Below are 18,885 nucleotides of genomic sequence, written 5' to 3'. Positions count from 1 at the left end.
CCCCCCGGCCGTGGCGGCCAGGGGGTCCGGTGCGCCGAGGCGCACAGACGTACGTATCGCTCCGCTCAGTCTTCCTTGCTCGTGACGACTCCCGCGTCCGCACCGGCCGCCTGCTTGCGGACCCGCTGGAGCGCGTAACCGACGACGGCGAGGAAGAGCGTCAGGCTGCCGCTCCAGTACAGCTGGAGCCGGGTGTCCTCCTCACGCGCCATGAGCACGAAGACGGCGGCCATGCCCGCGAGCGCGACCCAGGTCAGCGCCGGGTAGAGCCACATCTTCACGACCAGCTTCTCCGGCGCCTCGCGCTCCGTCCTGCGGCGCAGCAGCAGCTGCGAGACGGCGATGAAGATCCAGACGACCAGGATCAGCGCGCCGATCATGTTGAGCAGCCACTGGAAGATGTCGTGGGGCCGCCAGTAGCTGAGCAGCACGCACACGAAGCCGAACACGGAGGACACCAGCACGGCGATGCGCGGCACACCGCCGAAGACCGCGCCGAGGAGCTTCGGGCCCTGGCGGCGGGAGACCAGTGAGCAGGCCATGCGGGAGGCGCCGTAGATGTTGGCGTTCATCGCCGAGAGCAGGGCGATCAGCACGACGACGTTCATGATCTGACCGGCGGCGGGGATGCCCAGGTGGTCCAGGGTCGCGACGTACGGACCCTTCGCCACCACCGCCTCGTCGTTCCACGGCACCAGCGTGACGATGACCGCCATCGAGCCGATGTAGAAGACCGCGATGCGCCACATCGCCGTACGCACGGCCTTCGCGACGCCCTGGACGGGGTGCTCGGACTCGGCCGCGGCGATGGTGACCGTCTCCAGACCGCCGTACGCGAACACCGAGGCCAGCAGACCGACGATCAGGCCCTCGGAGCCGTTCGGCATGAACCCGCCGATGCCCGTGAGGTTCCCGGCGCCGGGGGAGGAGGTGTCGGAGCCCGGCAGGAGGCCGAGGATCGCGAGGACGCCGATGCCCAGGAACACGACGATCGCGCCGACCTTGAGCGCGGCGAACCAGAACTCGAACTCGCCGAAGTTCTTCACGGCCGCCAGGTTCGTGCAGCAGAACACCAGCATGAAGAGGGCGACCCAGGCCCACTCGGGCGTGTCCGGGAACCAGCCCACCATGATCTTCGCGGCGCCGATGCCCTCGAGGCCGACGGCCACACAGAGCAGGAACCAGAAGGCCCAGCCGGCCGTGAAGCCGGCCCACGGGCCGATCGCCCGCTCCGCGTGCACGGAGAAGGAACCCGAGGCCGGGTTGGCGGCCGACATCTCGCCGAGCATGCGCATCACGAGCATCACCAGCAGCCCGGATATCGCGTACGCGACGATGATCGAAGGACCGGCGGCGGCGATGCCCGCGCCCGACCCGACGAAGAGCCCCGCGCCGATGACGCCACCGAGGGCGATCATCGACAGATGGCGTTGCTTGAGTCCGTGCGTGAGCGGCGAGTCGACCTTGTTGTCGACGGCGCCGACATCCTCGACGGGCGTCGGCGCGGGAGTCCGGGACATGGGCGGGCCCTGTTCAGTAGCTGAGACGGGGAAACAGACGCCACAGTCTGAGTACGCGCACCGCTCACAGGGAACACTTGACCGCTATACGGACACGACGCTCACACAACGTGAACGGTCACGCACGTTTTGCGCGCATTTCCCTCACCATCGCCACCAGCAGCACCGCACCGGTCGCACCGGCCGACCACAGCAGCTGCGGCCGCGCCGCGTCGTCGGTGAGCATCAGCACCAGTACGCCGCCGAGCCCGGCCAGCGTGACCCAGGTGAGCCAGGGGAAGCCCCACATCCTCAGCGTCAGCAGCTCGGGGGACTCCCGCTCGATACGGCGGCGCAGGCGCAGCTGCGAGGCGGCGACGAGCCCCCACACGAACAGCAGCACCGCGCCGACGGCGTTCAGCATGTACAGGAAGACCGTTTCGGGCCACAGGAGATTGAGGAGTACGGAGACGAACCCGAAGGCGACCGAAGCCAGCACGGCCCGGCGCGGCACCCCGCCGCCCTCGCCTCCCGACACCTTGAGCAGCCCCTTGGGCGCCTCACCGCGCTCCGCGAGCGAGAACACCATCCGCGAGGACCCGTACAGATTGGCGTTGAGCGCGGACAGCAGCGCCACGAACACCACGACGTTCATCACCTGCCCGGCGGCCGGAACGCCGATCGCGTCGAGCACGGTGACGTACGGGCTGAGCCCCGCCTGCTGCGCGCTCCAGGGCAGCACGGTCACGATGACCAGCATCGACCCCACGTAGAAGAAGAGAATCCGCCACACCGCGGCACGCACCGCACGGGCGACATTGCGGGCCGGGTCCTCGGTCTCGGCGGCGGCGATCGTCACGACCTCGAGCCCCCCGAAGGCGAAGACGACCGTCAGCACACCCGACACGACGCCCTCCCACCCGTTCGGCAGGAAGCCGCCCTGCCCCGTGAGATTGCCGAACCCCACGGGCCCGGTCTCCGGCAGCACCCCGAAAACGGCCAGCACCCCGAGCCCGAGAAACAGAACGATCGCGCCGACCTTGAGCGCGGCGAACCAGAACTCGAACTCCCCGAAGTTCTTCACGGCGGCGAGGTTGGCGCAGGTGAACACCACCATGAAGATCAGCACCCACGCCCACTGCGCGATGCCCGGCACCCAGCCGTTCGCGATCTGCGCCGCGGCCGTCGCCTCCACCGCCAACACCACGACCAGCAGGAACCAGTACAGCCACCCCACGCTGAACCCGGCCCAGCGCCCCAGCGCCCGCTCCGCGTGCACCGAGAACGACCCGGAAGCGGGCATCGCGGCGGACATCTCGCCGAGCATCCGCATCACCAGCATCGCGAGCGCGCCCGCGATCAGATACGAGACGACGATGCCGGGGCCGGCGACCGCGATCCCGGCGCCCGAGCCCACGAACAGCCCGGCGCCGATCACCCCGCCGAGGCCGAGCATGGTCAGGTGGCGCTGCTTGAGCCCGTGGGCGAGGGGCTCGGCCTGATCGTCGTGCATGGTGCTCGCAGCTCTAGGAATGTCCGGCGGACCGTTCGACGGCCCGTTTGGCAAGAACCCACAGTCTCCCCGAGCCCGCCCCTCCTCCGCAAAAGAGCCCCCGCCCCCCGGACCCCAGTGACGAGCATCACGCCCACACGGCATCCCCACCCCCCTTTGTCCGAACCCCACCAAGCGATCAACCCCCGCTTTGTCGGCCACTGATGGTGATCGCTCGTTGACCCCTGGGCTACGGTCGCGGTGTCCTTTCCTGCCCGCACCCTCTCTCACCTGCGGAGTCCCGATGAGCACTGCTGCCGCCCCCGCCCGTCCCGGAGCGGTCCTCGCCGACCTGCTGCCGTCCGCCACCACCGCCGGCCGGGCCCTCGCCCGCGACGCGGCCCTGGTGCTCGGCGGCGCCGCGCTCACCGGTATCGCGGCCCAGATCGCCGTCCCGGTCCCCGGCTCCCCGGTCCCCGTCACCGGCCAGACCTTCGCGGCGCTGCTCGTCGGCACCGCCGTCGGCGCCCGCCGCGGCTTCCTCTCCCTCGCGCTGTACGCCCTGGTCGGCATGGCGGGGGTGCCGTGGTTCGCGGGCGGCACCTCGGGCGCGGGCGGCGTGTCCTTCGGCTACGTACTCGGCATGCTGCTGGCCGCCACCGTGGTCGGCGCGCTGGCCCGCCGGGGCGGCGACCGCTCCGTGCTGCGCACCGCGGGCACGATGGTGCTGGGCTCGGCGGTCATCTACGCCGTCGGCGTCCCGTACCTCGCCTTCTCGGCCGGCATGTCGCTGAGCGCGGCCGTAGCGGCGGGCCTGGTCCCCTTCCTCCTCGGCGACGCGCTGAAGGCGGCGCTGGCGATGGGCGCGCTGCCGACGGCGTGGAAGCTGATGGGCGACCGCGGCTGAGTCCGCCCCGTACGCACGACGAAGGGCCCGCACCTCCCCGGAGGCGCGGGCCCTTCGTCACTGTGCCTACGCCTTCTGCCCGCGTTTCACCTTCTCGCGGGCGAACGCGATGCCGACGACGACGACCGCCACCAGCAGCGACAGCAGCACCTGCTCCCGCGCCGCGTCGTCGAACGCCATGTAGACGATCACGAACGTGATCATCGCGGCGGTCGCCCACGTCAGGTACGGGAAGAGCCACATCTTCACGATCAGCTTCTCCGGCGCCTCGCGCAGGATGATGCCGCGCATCCGCAGCTGCGTGAAGCAGATGACCAGCCACACGAACAGCGCCACCGCGCCCGAGGAGTTCAGCAGGAACGCGAACACCGTGTCGGGCCACTTGTAATTGAAGAAGACCGCGACGAAACCGAAAGCGACCGACGACAAAATGGCAGTCCGCGGCACGCCCTTCCCGCTCGTACGGGCGAAGGACTTCGGAGCGTCACCGCGCTGCCCGAGCGAGAACGCCATGCGCGAGGCGGTGTAGAGCCCGGAGTTCAGGCACGACAGCACGGCCGTCAGCACGATGACGTTCATGATCTGACCCGCGTGCGGAATCCCGATCGAGTTCAGAGCGGCGACGTACGACCCGTCCTTCAGGATCGACTTGTCGTTCCACGGCAGCAGCGTGAGCACCACGAAGATGGAGCCGAGGTAGAAGACGCCGATGCGCCAGATCACACTGTTCGTGGCCTTGGTGACGGCCCGCTGCGGATCCGACGACTCACCGGCCGCCAGCGTGACGATCTCGCTGCCCATGAACGAGAAGACGACCATCAGCACACCGGTCAGGATCGCGCCGGGCCCGTGCGGGAAGAACCCGCCACTGTCGGTCAGATGCGCGAATCCGGTGCCCGGGTTGTCGGACCCCGGCAGCACACCGAACACGGCCAGCAGACCGATCACCACGAAGCCGCCGATCGCGACGACCTTGATCCCGGCGAACCAGAACTCGAACTCGCCGTACGACGAAACCGACACCAGGTTCGTGGCGGTCAGCACGACCATCACGATCAGTGCCCAGCCCCACTGCGGTACGGCCGGTATCCACCCTTCGAGGATCTTCGCGCCCGCGGTCGCCTCGACCGCCAGCACCACGACCCAGAAGAACCAGTACAGCCACCCGATGGAGAAGCCCGCCCAGCGCCCGAGCGCGCGGTCCGCGTACGCGGAGAACGAACCGGACGTCGGGTTCGCGGCGGCCATCTCGCCGAGCATCCGCATGACGAAGACGACCATCGCGCCGACGAGCGTGTACGACAGCAGAATCGCCGGACCGGCGGCAGCGATGCCGCCGCTCGACCCCACGAAGAGGCCGGCGCCGATGACACCGCCGATGGCGATCATGGACAAATGGCGGTTTTTGAGACCGGCCTGGAGACCGTCGGAGACCTGCGGATTCCCTGGTTCTTCAGGGTTTCCGTCTGCCTTCGCAAGGGTCGGCTGCGCGCTCATGCACAATCCTTAGCTTCTCGGGTTACGAGCCCCCGCATTCAAACCGGAAGTCACCCGGGACGGAAGACCCGATTCCGTATCGTTGTACGAAATCCGCAGCACGGTTCCCTCCCGCACCCCGGCGACAGCTGCCCGCCCGCTCCCGTGCCACACTCGTCCCATGCGCGTGTACCTCGGTTCCGACCATGCCGGATACGAACTCAAGAACCATCTCGTCGAGTGGCTGAAGGCCCACGGGCACGAGCCCGTGGACTGCGGCCCCCACATCTACGACGCCCTGGACGACTACCCGCCGTTCTGCCTGCGTGCCGCGGAGAAGACCGCCGCGGACCCGGAGAGCCTGGGCATCGTGATCGGTGGCTCCGGCAACGGCGAGCAGATCGCCGCGAACAAGGTCAAGGGCGTACGGGCCGCGCTGGCCTGGAGCGAGCAGACGGCGGCGCTCGGCCGTGAGCACAACGACGCCAACGTGATCTCGATCGGCGGCCGCATGCACACGCAGGCGGAGGCCACGAAGTTCGTGGAGATCTTCCTCTCGACCCCCTACTCGGGCGAAGAGCGCCACCAGCGCCGCATCGACATGCTGGCGGCGTACGAGCAGACCGGCGACCTCCCCCCGGTCCCGCCCCACCACCCGCAGCAGCCGTAACCCCCGCCGCAGAGCCCACGGCGCCGGGAGGGACCGTACCGACGGCTCCTCCCGCGCCGCCGGCCCAGCAGGCCGAGGTGGCGGGAGGAGACGCCCCGGCGCGGCACCGACCCCGAAGCCCCCGCGCCGCACCGCCCCGAAGCAACGACACCGGTACGCGGAACGCACCCGCAGGAGACGCAGACCCATGCCCGAGGGGCACACCATCCACCGCCTCGCGGACGACCACCGCGCCCGCTTCGTGGGCGGCCCGGTCCGCGTCAACCAGCCCCCAGGGCAAGTTCGCGGACAGCGCGGCGCTCCTCGACGGCGCCCGCCTCGACGCCGCGGACGCGCACGGCAAGCACCTCTTCCTCGGCTTCGAGGACACCGGCTGGATCCACATCCACCTCGGCCTCTTCGGCAGGCTCGGCTTCGGCGCGGCGCCCGCGCCGCCGCCCACCGACACGGTCCGCCTGCGCCTGGTCAACGCCGGCCACTACGCCGACCTGCGCGGTCCCACCACCTGCGCCCTGATCACCGACGGCGAGAAGCAGGCGATACACGACCGCCTGGGCCCGGACCCCCTGCGCTCCGACGCCGCCCCCGACCAGGCATGGCAGCGCATCTCCCGCAGCCGCACCACCATCGCCGCGCTCCTGATGGACCAGAAGGTCGTCGCCGGCGTGGGCAACGTCTACCGCGCCGAAGTCCTCTTCCGGCAGGGCATCGACCCGTACCGCGCGGGCAAGGACCTGACCCGCCGCGCATGGGACGCGATCTGGGCGGACCTGGTCGTCCTCATGCGCGAGGGCGTGCGCAACAACCGCATCGACACCGTCCGCCCCGAGCACATGCCCGAAGCGATGGGCCGCCCGCCCCGCGTCGACGACCACGGCGGCGAGGTCTACGTCTACCGCAGGGCGAACCTGCCCTGCCACATCTGCGGCGGCGGGATCCGCACCGCCGGTCTCGCCGCCCGCAACCTCTTCTGGTGCCCGGCCTGCCAAGGCTGAGCGCACTCACGCCGGTGCGTTCCGGCGTTCCGGCGTTGCTTCCGGACGGTGCGGTGCGGGGGTTTCGGGGTCGGTGCCGCGCCGGGGCGTCTCTCGGGCGCCGAACGTCCGGGTACGGCGTGGGCTTCGGGGCGGTTGCGTTCGACGCCCTGCGGGAGCGCCCCGACGCGTCCCCTCCCGCCACCGTGTCCCGCCGGGCGGCGCCGGTCGTGCCCCGGCCCCGCGGCGGTCAGAACCCGTGCGGAAGCCAGGGGGCGATTCCCGCCCCGAACGCCACCGACGCCTCCGCCAGCGCCCCCGGCCGCAGCTCCCGCACCCGCCCCGCCGCCGCCAGCGCGGCCAGGCCGACGCCACCGAGGTACGCCTCGCCCAACTCCCGTACGGACAGCGCCAGATCCGCCGCCTCGTCCGTCCGCTTGCACGACGCGCCCCCCTTGGCATCGCCGGTCAGCCGCCAACGCCCCTCGTTCCAGGGGCAGAAAGGGTCCGCCACCTCCAGCACCACATCCACCGGCGTCTGGTACGCACGTGCCTCCAGCGCCGCCCCCACCTCCACCAGCCGTACGTACAGCGAATCCCGCAGCCGTACGTCGCACCGCCGGATGTCCGAGACGAGGTGCTGCCAGGCATCGTCCACGGGCCGGTTCCGCGTCCGGATCCTCGACGTCAGGTCGATGTCGAACAGGAAGCGCCACAGCGCCGCGTACGCCGCCGGGTCGAGCGCCTCCAGGTCCCGCAGCAGGACCACGCCGTTGGCGCCCGTCGCGTCCCACTCCGGCTTGACCTGGAACCGGGCGTACCCGACGGCGTTCCCCGCCTCCCCGCCCCGCTCGGCCAGCACGCACCGCAGCGGCGACGTGCCCCCGCGCTCGCTCTCCGCGTCGAGCAGCGGCAGCCGCTCCCAGTGCGGCCGGCGCGCGAGCATCCCGGGCCGGCCGGCCACGTTCCGCGCGTACACGGCCTCGCACACCTCCCGCGCATCCGCCGGCTTCACGGACCGCAGCCGTACGTCGTCCGTCCCCGCCGGCACGGCCAGCCGCACCCGTGACGTGTCGATCTCCGCCGACAGCTGCTGCGTCGCGGCGCCGTACCCGAAGCGGCCGTAGATCGCGGGCTCCGAAGCGGTCAGCAGCGCGACCGGTTCGCCCCATGCCCGTACGTCGTCGAGCTGGCGCCGCATCATCGTGGTCAGGATCCCGCGCCGCCGGTGCGTCGTCGCCACGCTCACCACGCTCACGCCGGCGGCCGGCACCAGGGCGCCGCCCGGCACGGACAGACGGAAGGAGTACGCGCCCGCCGTACCGACGCACTCGCCCCCGTCCCAGACACCTAGGCAGCGGGCGGGTTCGGTCACCGCGCGGTCGAGCTCCCGGGCCTCCGCGCTCTGTGCCACACCCCCGAAAGCGAGTTCGAAGGCCGCGAACCAGTCGTCCCACTCGGATGTCTGCAACACACGTAATTCGGTGGTCATATGCCATCCCTACCAGGCTCCTGGCACGAGAGCGACCCGATTTCGAACACAATGTCGTAGGGGTCCCCCTGCGGAGCACCGCCCGGGGTGGATAGGGTCCAGCGCAATGGCAGGTGGAGTGGGAACCGAATCGTTCTCGGCCCGGACGCGCAAGTCTGCGCACCGGGCCCGTATCGCGCTGCGCAAATCCGGCGTCGACTACTTCCGGGGCGACGGCTCGGACTGGATCGCCCTGGCCGGTCTCCTCCTGGCGATCCCGGCGATCGCCGCCGGCACGATCGCGTCGCCGGTCTGGTGCGCCCCGTCCCTCCTGGTGCTCCCGATCGTGGCCGGCGGCCTGCTGCTGCGCCCGGCCAGCCTGCTCGGTCTGTACGCCGCCGCCGCCACCGCGCTGATCGTCGAGTCGATCGTCCTGGGCCCCTACACACAAGGCGCGGCCCGCGTCACCCCCGGCACCGTCCTCACCGTCGCGGCCTGCGGCTTCTTCGGCCTGATCATCGCCCAGTTCAGGGCCAGGGTCGGCGTCCCCTGGCGGCGTGGCGGCACGATGCTCTTCGACCTCCGCGAACGCATCCGCGTCCAGAGCGCGCTGCCCCGCCTCCCGAAGAACTGGCACAGCGAGATGGCGCTGCGCCCCGCCGGCGGCCAGTCCTTCTCGGGCGACTTCGTGGTCGCGGCCCGCACGAACGGCGGCCGCACCCTGGAGGTCGTCCTCACCGACGTATCCGGCAAAGGCATGGACGCGGCCTCGCGCGCCCTGCTCCTGTCCGGCGCCTTCGGCGGCCTCCTCGGCTCGCTCCCGCCGCACGGCTTCCTCCCCGCCGCCAACGGCTACCTCCTGCGCCAGGACTGGGACGAGGGTTTCGCGACCTCCATCCACCTGGTCCTGGACCTGGACTCCGGCGACTACGAACTCCTGTCGGCGGGCCACCTCCCCGCACTCCAGCTCCACGCGGGCAGCGGCCGCTGGGAGGAGAAGTCCGGCGAGGGCCCGCTGCTCGGTGTGTACGACGGGGCCCAGTTCGACGCGTGCAAGGGCTCACTGGCACCCGGCGACGTACTGATGCTGTTCACGGACGGCCTGGTGGAAGCGTCCGGCCGGGACATCGCCGAAGGCATCGACCGCCTGACCGGCGAGGCCGACCGCTACGTGGCGCCGGGCTTCCAGGGCGCCGCGTGGCACCTGATCGAAGCGGTGGCCAAGGACGTCAACGACGACCGCGCCCTCCTCCTGATCTGCCACGGCACGTAACCCGCGTCACCGCGACCGCGATCGGTACCTGCCGGTGGTCGAGGAACGGTCGAGGCTGCGGCAGTGGCCGGTTTGCCGAGCATGTGACGCCGCAGTACCGGAGGCGGGTTTTCCCCGCCTTTCCTCCACGTGCAGCCGCCCTGGCCCACCCCGGCCGCCCTCCGCAACTTCGACCTGGAGACGGACGGACACGGGTAGGCGCGAGCGGAGAAGGCGGCCACCATGGGACTGCGCAGGAACAAGAGCACCGACGGCGGCGGGGCCGGCAGGGACGGTCCGGCCGGGCCCCGTGCGGACGCGGCCGTCGAACTGCGCGGCGTGGGCCGTCGGCACGGCCGCGGCGCCTTCGCCGTGCACGCCCTGCGCACCCTCGGCCTCGCCCTCCCGCGCGGCAGCTCCACCGCCGTCACGGGACCTTCCGGCTCCGGCAGGTCGGCCTTCCTCCAGTGCGCCACGGGCCCCGGCCGCCCGAGCACCGGATCGGTACGCCTCGGCGGCACCGGGACCACCGGCATGAACGAGAACGAACTCACCACCCTGCGCCGCTCCCGGCTCGGCTTCGTCTTCCAGTCGTTCAACCTGCTGCCCGCGCTCACCGTCGAGCAGAACACCCCGCTGCCGATGCGGCCGGCGAACGCCCCGGCCGCCGGCGCGCGGCCGAAGTCCTCGGACTTCTGCGCGGCGCGGTGGACGGCCCCGGTGCGACGGTCGTGATGGTCACCCACGGCCCGGTGGCCGCGGCGTACACGGACCGCGTCCTCTTCCTCGCCGACGGCGAGATCGCGGACATCCCGACACACACCTCCGCCGCACGGATCGCCACCCGCATGACGGCCCTGGCCGCCCCGGCCTTCGTCGAAACCGCCGCCTGACCCGGAAGGACCGGGGCCCGGCCGAGGAGGCGGACCCCGCACACAGAGCGGACCCCGGTCCTCCCGTCGCATGCCGCGGGAGGACCGGGGTCCGTTTCACGCTCGCACAGGGGAAAGCACGCCGGCCCCCTGAAACCGGGCCCCGGACCGGGGCCCGCCCGGAAGTCCTTCTAGGAGAGCTTGGCCGCGGGGCGGCGCTCCCGCTGCCGGGCGTCCTCGGCCGGGTCGCGGCGGAAAGCCCAGTTCATCTCGGGCTCCATGGCCCAGCGGAACAGCCGCCGCACGGGCGGAGTGCACATCAGGGTGACCGCGACGGCGATCGCGACGGTCAGGAAGACCTCGCCGAGCGGGCCGGAGAGCCAGGGGTACGAGTCGAACAGCCCCGCGTAGCTGGCGCCCTTCACCAGGAAGCCGTGCAGCAGGTAGCCGCCCAGGGTGCCGGCGCCCAGGACGGTGAACCACATCGTGCGGCCCGGGACCCAGGACAGGAAGCAGGCCGTCATCAGCAGCGAGCAGCCGAAGAGCGCGAAGGTCATGACGACCCCGGTCCACCACGGAGCACCCCTGTCCTGAGCGGCGCTGCTGTGGTAGAACCACCCGAGTTCGAGGCGGGGGGCGGCCCAGTACGCGAAGGCCAGGACGGACAGGACGACGGGAACGGCCAGCAGCCTGACCTCGCGGCGCCGCACCCTCTTGAAGTGTTCGGGCTTCAGCAGCAGACCGAGCACGAAGAACGGCAGGAACTGCAGGACGCGCTGGAGGTTGAGGTCGTCTCCGATGCCGGGGGTCACGGAGGCGAGGACGGCGATGGCGAGCGCGACCGGCAGGGGGTGGCGGAGCGAGCGCCAGATCGGGGTGGTCAGCCGCCAGACGAACAGCGCGACCAGGAACCAGGTCAGGTACCAGGGGTCGAGCAGGCTGATGGGGTGGCCGGGGTCGTCGTCGGCCCACTGCTTGAAGAGGCTGTAAAGGGTCTCGAAGATCAGGTACGGCACGGCGACGCCCGTGATCAGGCGCTGGACCTTCTTGGGTCTCAGGTCGAAGCCGCGCGAGAAGTAGCCGGAGATGACGATGAAGGCCGGCATGTGGAAGCTGTAGACGACCATGTAGAGCGCGCGGGTGGCGCGGCTGCCGTCCATCACCGGCTCCCACATGTGCGCCACCGCCACGAGCACGATCGCCAGGTACTTGGCGTTGTCGAAGAACGCGTCGCGCTGCTTCGGGGCGGGGGCGGAGGCGGGGACGGGAACAGGGGTGGAGGCGGCGCTGGGAACCGGGACGGGGGCGGCGGGCGCGAGGGTCCGTGCGTGTGGTGTTTCGGGCTCCTGCTCCCGGGCCGGGGGGAGCGGGGCCCTCTGATATCCGTGAGGAGCGTGAAACATCTGAGGCACCCTAGCGTCGCCGGAAGGATTCCGTAAAACCTCGTTCCCGGGCCCCTGTTATTCATGTGAGTGGCCTGTGAGCAGAGAAGTCGACATGGCGATGAGCTCTTATGGCGTGGCTCACATTTTCGCCCCCGTATGGGGTAACTCATCCCGACTAAATGGTGCATACCGCCAGTGGGTGACTCGGGTGACATGTCCCTTTGATTACCTCTTTGTCGACTGGCGCCATGCGTTCTTCCGCACAATTCGAATTTCCAGCGAATGTGATGTGTGGATAGCGAAACGATCAGGGTTATCAACTCGCTGAGGGGGCATCACAGTGAGCGGCGCGCATATGCAGCGCCCGCGCCCCGGCGTGTACGCCGGACCTCCTCGCGGCGCCAACCGGCCACCGACGTTCCGTCACCCGGCAGCCACCACTGGTGAGTTGGTGGCACGATGGTCTCTGCGGGAGTGCGCCGGGCCGTGCGCTCCCGGGCCGGCAAGGCGGACCGACCGAGGGTGTGATCAGTTGTGGCCATTTCACTGTCTGTGGTGCTTCTGTTGGCGATCGTCCTGGTGGTGTTGATCCGCGGGGGCTCGATCAAGGCGGGACCGGCGGTGGTGGCCGTCCTCTTCGGCTTCTTCCTCGCGTCCACCGGCATGGCGCCGTCGATCAACCGCTTCATGAACTCGATAGCGGAAACCATCAACCAGATCAGCTTCTGAGTGGCGCGGGCAGCCGGCGCCGCCGGACGGCCCGGCCGGACGGCCCGGCCGGACGGCGGGGCTCTGGGCGCAGAGGCTCCGGAAACGCCTGCGGCCCGGCTCGGTGACGTCATCACCGAGCCGGGCCGCAGGTCGTGGAGCGGGCGACGGGAATCGAACCCGCGTAGCTAGTTTGGAAGACTAGGGCTCTACCATTGAGCTACGCCCGCACAGTGCGCACCGCAGGTCATGCGACCGCGGCACGAAGAGCATCGTAGCGGGTTCCGGGCCCGCGGTGCACACCCGGTGGGCCTCACGCAAAGCGGGGGCCGCGCTGCCCGTGGGCATGTACCCTACGTGTCGCACCGACGGGGTGTGGCGCAGCTTGGTAGCGCGTCCGCTTTGGGAGCGGAAGGTCGTCGGTTCGAATCCGGCCACCCCGACCATCACCAGGCATGATCCTGTGCGATCCCGATCAAGATCGCGTTGTGGGAGTCTTCCTGCTTGCCGTTACTATGCAGAGTGCGGGTCCGTGTGTCTGATGTACCGGACCCGATCGGCGAAGCCGCCTCCCGCGCGGCCCAGCAGAACCTCAGAAGTCAGCCCCCAAGGAGACCGAACCGTGAAGAGCGCCGTGGAGACCCTGAACCCGACCCGGGTTCGGCTCAGCATCGAGGTGCCCTTCGAGGAGCTCAAGGACAGCCTCGACGCGGCGTACAAGAAGATCAACCAGCAGGTCACGGTGAAGGGCTTCCGCAAGGGCAAGATCCCGAACCGAGTCATCGACCAGCGGTTCGGCCGTGGTGCTGTGCTGGAGGAGGCCGTCAACGACGCCCTTCCGAAGTTCTACACCGAGGCTGTCAACGAGGGTGAGCTGAACGTTCTCGGCCAGCCCGACGTCGACATCACCGAGCTGAAGGACGGCGAGCTGCTGTCCTTCACCGCCGAGGTCGACATCCGCCCGGCCATCGAGATCCCGGACTACTCCGGCATCGAGGTCGAGGTCGACGCGGTCGAGGTCAAGGACGAGGACGTCGACAAGGCCGTGGAGGACCTGCGCGCGCGCTTCGCCTCCACCAACCCGGTCGAGCGCCCCGCCGCCGACGGCGACGTCGTGACGATCGACCTGGAGGCCAAGGTCGACGGCGAGGTCCTCGAGGACGGCGTCGCCGAGGGTGTCTCGTACACCATCGGCTCCGGCGAGCTCCTCGACGGCATCGACGAGGCCGTGACCGGCCTGGAGGCCGGTGGCGAGGCCACCTTCACCTCCTCGCTCAAGGGCGGCAGCGCCGAGGGCAAGGAGGCCGAGGTCACCGTCAAGGTCACCGCGGTCGCCGCCCGCGAGCTGCCCGAGCTGGACGACGACTTCGCGCAGATGGCCAGCGAGTTCGACACCCTCGACGAGCTCAAGGCCGACAGCCGCAAGCGCCTCGAGAACATGAAGCAGTACGAGCAGGCCACGCAGGCCCAGGAGCGCGTCCTGGAGAAGCTGCTGGAGCTGGTCGAGGTCCCGATCCCCGAGAAGCTGCTCGAGGACGAGGTCAAGACCCGCAAGCACAACCTGGAGAACCACCAGCTCGGCCAGATGGGCCTGGACCTCGCGAAGTACCTCGAGATCCAGGGCAAGACGGCCGAGGAGTTCGACGCCGAGCTCGCCGAGCAGGCGGTCAAGGGCATCAAGACGCAGTTCGTCCTCGACGAGCTCGTCAACAAGGAGAAGCTGAACGTCAACCAGGAGGAGCTCACCGAGCACCTCATGCGGCGCGCGCAGTCCTCCGGCATGAGCCCCGACCAGTTCGCCCAGGCCGTCGTCGAGGGTGGCCAGGTGCCGATGCTCGTCGGCGAGGTCGCCCGCGGCAAGGCGCTCGCCGTTGTCGTCGAGGCCGCCAAGGTCACCGACACCAACGGTGAGCCCGTCGACCTGGAGGACGACGAGGACGAGGCGGCCGAGACCGCCGACGCCGCCGAGACCGCCGACGCCGCCGAGACCGCCGAGGCTTCCGCCGAGGCCGAGAAGACCGCCGGGGCCTGAGCTTCGGCCCGGTCTGCCCGAGCTGCCTGATCCACGGGGACGGGCCCGTACGCGTCATGCGTCCGGGCCCGTCCTCGTACGCGGGTACGGGCCCGTACCTTGCGCTCCCAGCGAACAGTTCGGGAAGCGGGATGGCGTTGTCCCACCTGCGCGTTAGGGTCCATGAAGAGGAGAGTGGGGAGTCCCCGCCCTCCGGTACGAAGACGCTGAGACGGTTGAAGCCGTCAGAGACGAGCAGGTGTATACGTGACGAATCTGATGCCGTACGCCGCGGGTGAGCCGTCCATCGGTGGAGGCCTCGGCGACCAGGTCTACAACCGGCTGCTCGGCGAGCGGATCATCTTCCTCGGCCAGCAGGTCGACGATGACATCGCCAACAAGATCACAGCGCAGCTGCTCCTCCTTGCGGCCGACCCGGACAAGGACATCTACCTCTACATCAACAGCCCCGGCGGCTCGGTGACGGCCGGCATGGCGGTCTACGACACCATGCAGTACATCCCGAACGACGTGGTCACCATCGGCATGGGCCTCGCGGCCTCGATGGGCCAGTTCCTGCTGACCGGCGGCGCCGCGGGCAAGCGCTTCGCGCTCCCCAATACCGACATCCTGATGCACCAGGGCTCGGCCGGCCTCGGCGGCACCGCCTCGGACATCAAGATCCAGGCCGAGCAGCTGCTGCGCACGAAGAAGCGCATGGCGGAGATCACCGCCCGGCACTCGGGCCAGAGCGTCGAGACGATCATCCGCGACGGTGACCGCGACCGCTGGTACACCGCGGAGGAGGCCAAGGAGTACGGCCTCATCGACGAGATCATCAGCTCCGCCTCGGGCGTTCCGGGCGGCGGCGGTACCGGGGCCTGACCCCCGCAGCCGAGCCTCCCCAGCCCACCGAACGCCACCAGGATGGTGAGAACCCACATGAACGACTTCTCCGCGAGCGGCCTCTACACCGGCCCGCAGGTGGACAACCGCTACATCGTGCCGCGCTTCGTCGAGCGCACCTCGCAGGGCGTGCGCGAGTACGACCCGTACGCGAAGCTCTTCGAGGAGCGCGTGATCTTCCTCGGCGTGCAGATCGACGACGCCTCCGCCAACGACGTCATGGCGCAGCTGCTGTGCCTGGAGTCGATGGACCCGGACCGCGACATCTCCATCTACATCAACAGCCCCGGCGGCTCGTTCACGGCCCTCACGGCCATCTACGACACGATGCAGTTCGTGAAGCCGGACATCCAGACGGTCTGCATGGGCCAGGCGGCCTCCGCCGCGGCCGTGCTGCTCGCCGCCGGTACGCCGGGCAAGCGCATGGCACTGCCCAACGCGCGGGTGCTGATCCACCAGCCGTCCTCGCAGACCGGCCGTGAGCAGCTCTCCGACCTGGAGATCGCTGCCCAGGAGATCCTGCGGATGCGCTCGCAGCTCGAGGAGATGCTCGCGAAGCACTCCACCACGCCGATCGAGAAGATCCGCGACGACATCGAGCGCGACAAGATCCTGACCGCCGAGGACTCGCTTGCGTACGGTCTGATCGACCAGATCGTGTCCACCCGCAAGAACGCGCCCGTGGGCGCCTGACACGCGGTAGCCCGTCCCTTGGCGCAGTACACGTCCATGTGAACCGTGCCAAGGGGGGCCCGAACGGGGGGCCAGGCAAGGTACCGTCGAATATGAGGCACCAGGAGTCGCTGAACGTGGCGTCTCCCAGGCGAAGGGGAAGCACCTCGTGGCACGCATCGGTGATGGCGGCGACCTGCTCAAGTGCTCGTTCTGCGGCAAGAGCCAGAAGCAGGTGAAGAAGCTCATCGCAGGTCCCGGTGTGTACATCTGCGACGAGTGCATCGACCTCTGCAACGAGATCATCGAGGAGGAGCTCGCAGAGACCTCCGAGGTGCGGTGGGAGGAACTCCCCAAACCGCGGGAGATCTACGAGTTCCTCGAGGGGTACGTGGTCGGCCAGGAGCCGGCCAAGAAGGCCCTCTCGGTGGCGGTCTACAACCACTACAAGCGCGTCCAGGCCGGCGAGAACGGCGGCGGCGCGGGCCGCGACGACGCGATCGAACTGGCGAAGTCCAACATCCTCCTGCTGGGCCCCACGGGCTCGGGCAAGACGCTGCTGGCCCAGACGCTGGCGCGCATGCTCAACGTCCCGTTCGCCATCGCGGACGCGACGGCGCTGACGGAGGCCGGGTACGTCGGCGAGGACGTCGAGAACATCCTCCTGAAGCTGATTCAGGCGGCCGACTACGACGTCAAGAAGGCCGAGACCGGGATCATCTACATCGACGAGATCGACAAGGTCGCCCGCAAGAGCGAGAACCCGTCGATCACGCGCGACGTGTCGGGCGAGGGAGTCCAGCAGGCCCTGCTGAAGATCCTCGAAGGCACGACGGCCTCGGTCCCGCCGCAGGGCGGCCGCAAGCACCCGCACCAGGAGTTCATCCAGATCGACACGACGAACGTGCTCTTCATCGTGGGCGGCGCCTTCGCCGGCCTGGAGAAGATCATCGAGTCGCGGGCGGGCGCGAAGGGCATCGGTTTCGGCGCGACGATCCGCTCCAAGCGGGAGATCGAGGCGAGCGACCAGTTCCAGGAGGTCATGCCGGAGGACCTGGTGAAGTTCGGGATGATCCCCGAGTTCATCGGCCGCCTCCCCGTCCTGACCTCGGTCCACAACCTGGACCGCGAGGCGCTGCTCCAGATCCTCATCGAGCCGCGCAACGCACTGGTGAAGCAGTACGAGCGGCTCTTCGAACTCGACGGCGTGGAGCTGGAGTTCGAGCGCGAGGCGCTGGAGGCGATCGCGGACCAGGCGATCCTCCGCCAGACGGGCGCGCGTGGCCTGCGCGCCATCATGGAGGAGGTCCTGATGTCGGTGATGTACGAGGTCCCGTCCCGCAAGGACGTGGCACGCGTCGTCATCACGGCGGACGTGGTCCACAGCAACGTCAACCCGACGCTGGTCCCGCGCGAGCCGCGCATCATCAAGCACGACGGCCGCCACGAGAAGTCCGCGTAGCGGCTCCGGACGGCGAAAGGGGTGCCCGGCCGGTCAACTGGCCGGGCACCCCTCCCTCTTGGGCTCCGCTGCCGCTACTGCTTGACGCGGACTTCCGCGCGGAGCTTGGCGGCCATGCCGGCCACCTCGTCCATGCTCGGGGGCTTTTCCTTGTTGTCATGGGTCACCATGGCGAACGTGCTGTAGTCGGCCCAGACGCACATCGGGGTCGTCTGCGCCTGTCCCGTGGCGATGTTCACGCCCTCGATGTTCTGGCACTTCATGACGGCGTTGTCGAGACCGTCCGGGGAGACCTCCTCGGCCTCGCCGACCAGCTTGGTCGCGTTCGCCTTGCCGGAGCTCTTCGCGGATTCTTCTTCCAGCTTGGCGAAGTAGAGGTCCAGCGTCTTCTCGGGATCACTGATCTCGCCCCAGGAACCGAAGAGGTTCACGGACTTGGCCGTCTTCATGTCCTCGAGGTAATTCGGGTTCGTGGGGTCGATTTTGGTGAGGTCCATGGTCGAGTAGACACCGCTGGCCGGGTGTCCGTTCTTGATCCCCATGGCGGCGAGTTCCTCCTCGTCCTTCGCGGACGCCTCGGTCCCAGCGGTCTCCTTGCCCATGCGCTTGTACTCGCCGCCGAGCACCGTCGCCGGTGACGTCAGCTTGTGCGGGCCGTCGTCCTCGATGGCGGAGCCGCCGCCCGACGTCAGGAAGTACGCTCCGCCGCCGATCACCGCCAGCGCCACGACCACCGCGCCCACGATCAGGCCCGTCTTCTTCTTCGGTGCGCCCGGCGGAGGCGGGACCATGCCGCCGGGGTACTGCGGCTGCTGGCCGTAGGGGCCCGGGTGCTGGGGCTGTCCGTACGGGGGCTGCTGTCCGTACGGCGGCTGCTGCTGGCCCTGCTGGGGGTAGCCGTAGCCCTGCGGCGGCGGGGCCTGCTGGGGGTAGCCGTAGCCGGGCTGGCCCTGCGGGGGCTGCTGTCCGTACGGGTTCGGCTGGCCTTGCGGCGGCTGCTGGCCGTAAGGACCGGGCTGCTGCCCGCCGTACGGGCCCGGCTGGTTGTAGCTCATGGACTGGGTTCCCCTCCAGATGCTTATGCGTTGCGAACATCCTGACGGAACCACCGGCGCCCCGGGGCGGCGG

General features: G+C 69.7%; 14 protein-coding genes, 2 tRNA genes and 2 pseudogenes. 11 read left to right on the top strand and 7 right to left on the bottom strand.

The window, feature by feature from the left end; genetic code table 11:
• Positions 1–65 precede the first annotated feature (65 nt).
• Both ACWDZ4_RS04035 and ACWDZ4_RS04030 read right to left on the bottom strand, forming a co-directional pair.
• Positions 66–1,520, bottom strand: coding sequence for an amino acid permease (locus ACWDZ4_RS04035; RefSeq protein WP_451506867.1), 1,455 nt, complete (start codon positions 1,518–1,520; stop codon positions 66–68).
• A gap of 118 nt (positions 1,521–1,638) precedes the next feature.
• The gene (locus tag ACWDZ4_RS04030) at positions 1,639–3,012 is read right to left on the bottom strand and encodes an amino acid permease (RefSeq protein WP_451506866.1); all 1,374 of its coding nucleotides are present in this window, start codon (positions 3,010–3,012) and stop codon (positions 1,639–1,641) included.
• A 283-nt stretch (positions 3,013–3,295) separates the two neighbouring features.
• On the opposite strand from ACWDZ4_RS04030, the gene ACWDZ4_RS04025 reads away from it, so the two are divergent.
• Complete coding sequence (locus ACWDZ4_RS04025; protein WP_451506865.1) at positions 3,296–3,898, top strand: biotin transporter BioY; 603 nt, start codon at positions 3,296–3,298, stop codon at positions 3,896–3,898.
• Between the two features lie 66 nt (positions 3,899–3,964).
• Here ACWDZ4_RS04025 and ACWDZ4_RS04020 read toward each other — a convergent pair whose 3' ends face one another.
• Complete coding sequence (locus ACWDZ4_RS04020; RefSeq protein WP_451506864.1) at positions 3,965–5,395, bottom strand: amino acid permease; 1,431 nt, start codon at positions 5,393–5,395, stop codon at positions 3,965–3,967.
• A gap of 160 nt (positions 5,396–5,555) precedes the next feature.
• Between ACWDZ4_RS04020 and ACWDZ4_RS04015 the strand changes: the two genes are divergently transcribed.
• Both ACWDZ4_RS04015 and ACWDZ4_RS04010 read left to right on the top strand, forming a co-directional pair.
• The gene (locus tag ACWDZ4_RS04015; RefSeq protein WP_451506863.1) at positions 5,556–6,044 is read left to right on the top strand and encodes a ribose-5-phosphate isomerase; all 489 of its coding nucleotides are present in this window, start codon (positions 5,556–5,558) and stop codon (positions 6,042–6,044) included.
• A 187-nt stretch (positions 6,045–6,231) separates the two neighbouring features.
• Positions 6,232–7,039 (top strand): annotated as a pseudogene (locus ACWDZ4_RS04010) (Fpg/Nei family DNA glycosylase).
• A gap of 229 nt (positions 7,040–7,268) precedes the next feature.
• On the opposite strand, the gene ACWDZ4_RS04005 reads toward ACWDZ4_RS04010, so the two are convergent.
• On the bottom strand, positions 7,269–8,510 hold the full coding sequence (locus ACWDZ4_RS04005) for a GNAT family N-acetyltransferase (RefSeq protein ID WP_451506862.1): 1,242 nt from the start codon (positions 8,508–8,510) through the stop codon (positions 7,269–7,271).
• 106 nt (positions 8,511–8,616) lie between these two features.
• Between ACWDZ4_RS04005 and ACWDZ4_RS04000 the strand changes: the two genes are divergently transcribed.
• Together ACWDZ4_RS04000 and ACWDZ4_RS03995 are read left to right on the top strand one after the other, a co-directional pair.
• Entirely contained in the window at positions 8,617–9,762 is a 1,146-nt protein-coding gene (locus tag ACWDZ4_RS04000) for a PP2C family protein-serine/threonine phosphatase (RefSeq protein WP_451506861.1), read from the top strand.
• Positions 9,763–9,984: 222 nt separating this feature from the next.
• Positions 9,985–10,634: pseudogene (locus ACWDZ4_RS03995) on the top strand (ATP-binding cassette domain-containing protein).
• Positions 10,635–10,804: 170 nt separating this feature from the next.
• Here ACWDZ4_RS03995 and ACWDZ4_RS03990 read toward each other — a convergent pair.
• Positions 10,805–12,016, bottom strand: a complete 1,212-nt coding sequence (locus tag ACWDZ4_RS03990) for an acyltransferase family protein (protein ID WP_451506860.1) — start codon at positions 12,014–12,016, stop codon at positions 10,805–10,807.
• 516 nt (positions 12,017–12,532) lie between these two features.
• On the opposite strand from ACWDZ4_RS03990, the gene ACWDZ4_RS03985 reads away from it, so the two are divergent.
• Positions 12,533–12,727, top strand: a complete 195-nt coding sequence (locus ACWDZ4_RS03985) for a hypothetical protein (protein WP_093800855.1) — start codon at positions 12,533–12,535, stop codon at positions 12,725–12,727.
• A gap of 135 nt (positions 12,728–12,862) precedes the next feature.
• Here the strand turns inward: ACWDZ4_RS03985 and ACWDZ4_RS03980 are convergent.
• Positions 12,863–12,936: transfer RNA gene (locus tag ACWDZ4_RS03980), tRNA-Gly, on the bottom strand.
• 139 nt (positions 12,937–13,075) lie between these two features.
• Here ACWDZ4_RS03980 and ACWDZ4_RS03975 point away from each other — a divergent pair.
• From ACWDZ4_RS03975 to clpX, 5 genes are all read left to right on the top strand, one after another.
• Positions 13,076–13,152 (top strand) — tRNA-Pro (locus ACWDZ4_RS03975).
• Between the two features lie 176 nt (positions 13,153–13,328).
• The gene (gene tig / locus ACWDZ4_RS03970; RefSeq protein WP_451506859.1) at positions 13,329–14,738 is read left to right on the top strand and encodes a trigger factor; all 1,410 of its coding nucleotides are present in this window, start codon (positions 13,329–13,331) and stop codon (positions 14,736–14,738) included.
• 258 nt (positions 14,739–14,996) lie between these two features.
• Complete coding sequence (locus ACWDZ4_RS03965; protein ID WP_451506894.1) at positions 14,997–15,602, top strand: ATP-dependent Clp protease proteolytic subunit; 606 nt, start codon at positions 14,997–14,999, stop codon at positions 15,600–15,602.
• Between the two features lie 42 nt (positions 15,603–15,644).
• Positions 15,645–16,316, top strand: coding sequence for an ATP-dependent Clp protease proteolytic subunit (locus ACWDZ4_RS03960; RefSeq protein WP_079144453.1), 672 nt, complete (start codon positions 15,645–15,647; stop codon positions 16,314–16,316).
• A gap of 148 nt (positions 16,317–16,464) precedes the next feature.
• Positions 16,465–17,757, top strand: a complete 1,293-nt coding sequence (gene clpX / locus ACWDZ4_RS03955; protein ID WP_344497508.1) for an ATP-dependent Clp protease ATP-binding subunit ClpX — start codon at positions 16,465–16,467, stop codon at positions 17,755–17,757.
• A 74-nt stretch (positions 17,758–17,831) separates the two neighbouring features.
• Here clpX and ACWDZ4_RS03950 read toward each other — a convergent pair whose 3' ends face one another.
• The gene (locus ACWDZ4_RS03950; protein WP_451506858.1) at positions 17,832–18,812 is read right to left on the bottom strand and encodes a hypothetical protein; all 981 of its coding nucleotides are present in this window, start codon (positions 18,810–18,812) and stop codon (positions 17,832–17,834) included.
• Positions 18,813–18,885: the final 73 nt, after the last annotated feature.

Source organism: Streptomyces sp. NPDC003016 (assembly GCF_053591455.1).
Note: the sequence above shows the minus strand (reverse complement) of the source record. Positions and strands in the feature narration are given on the sequence as shown.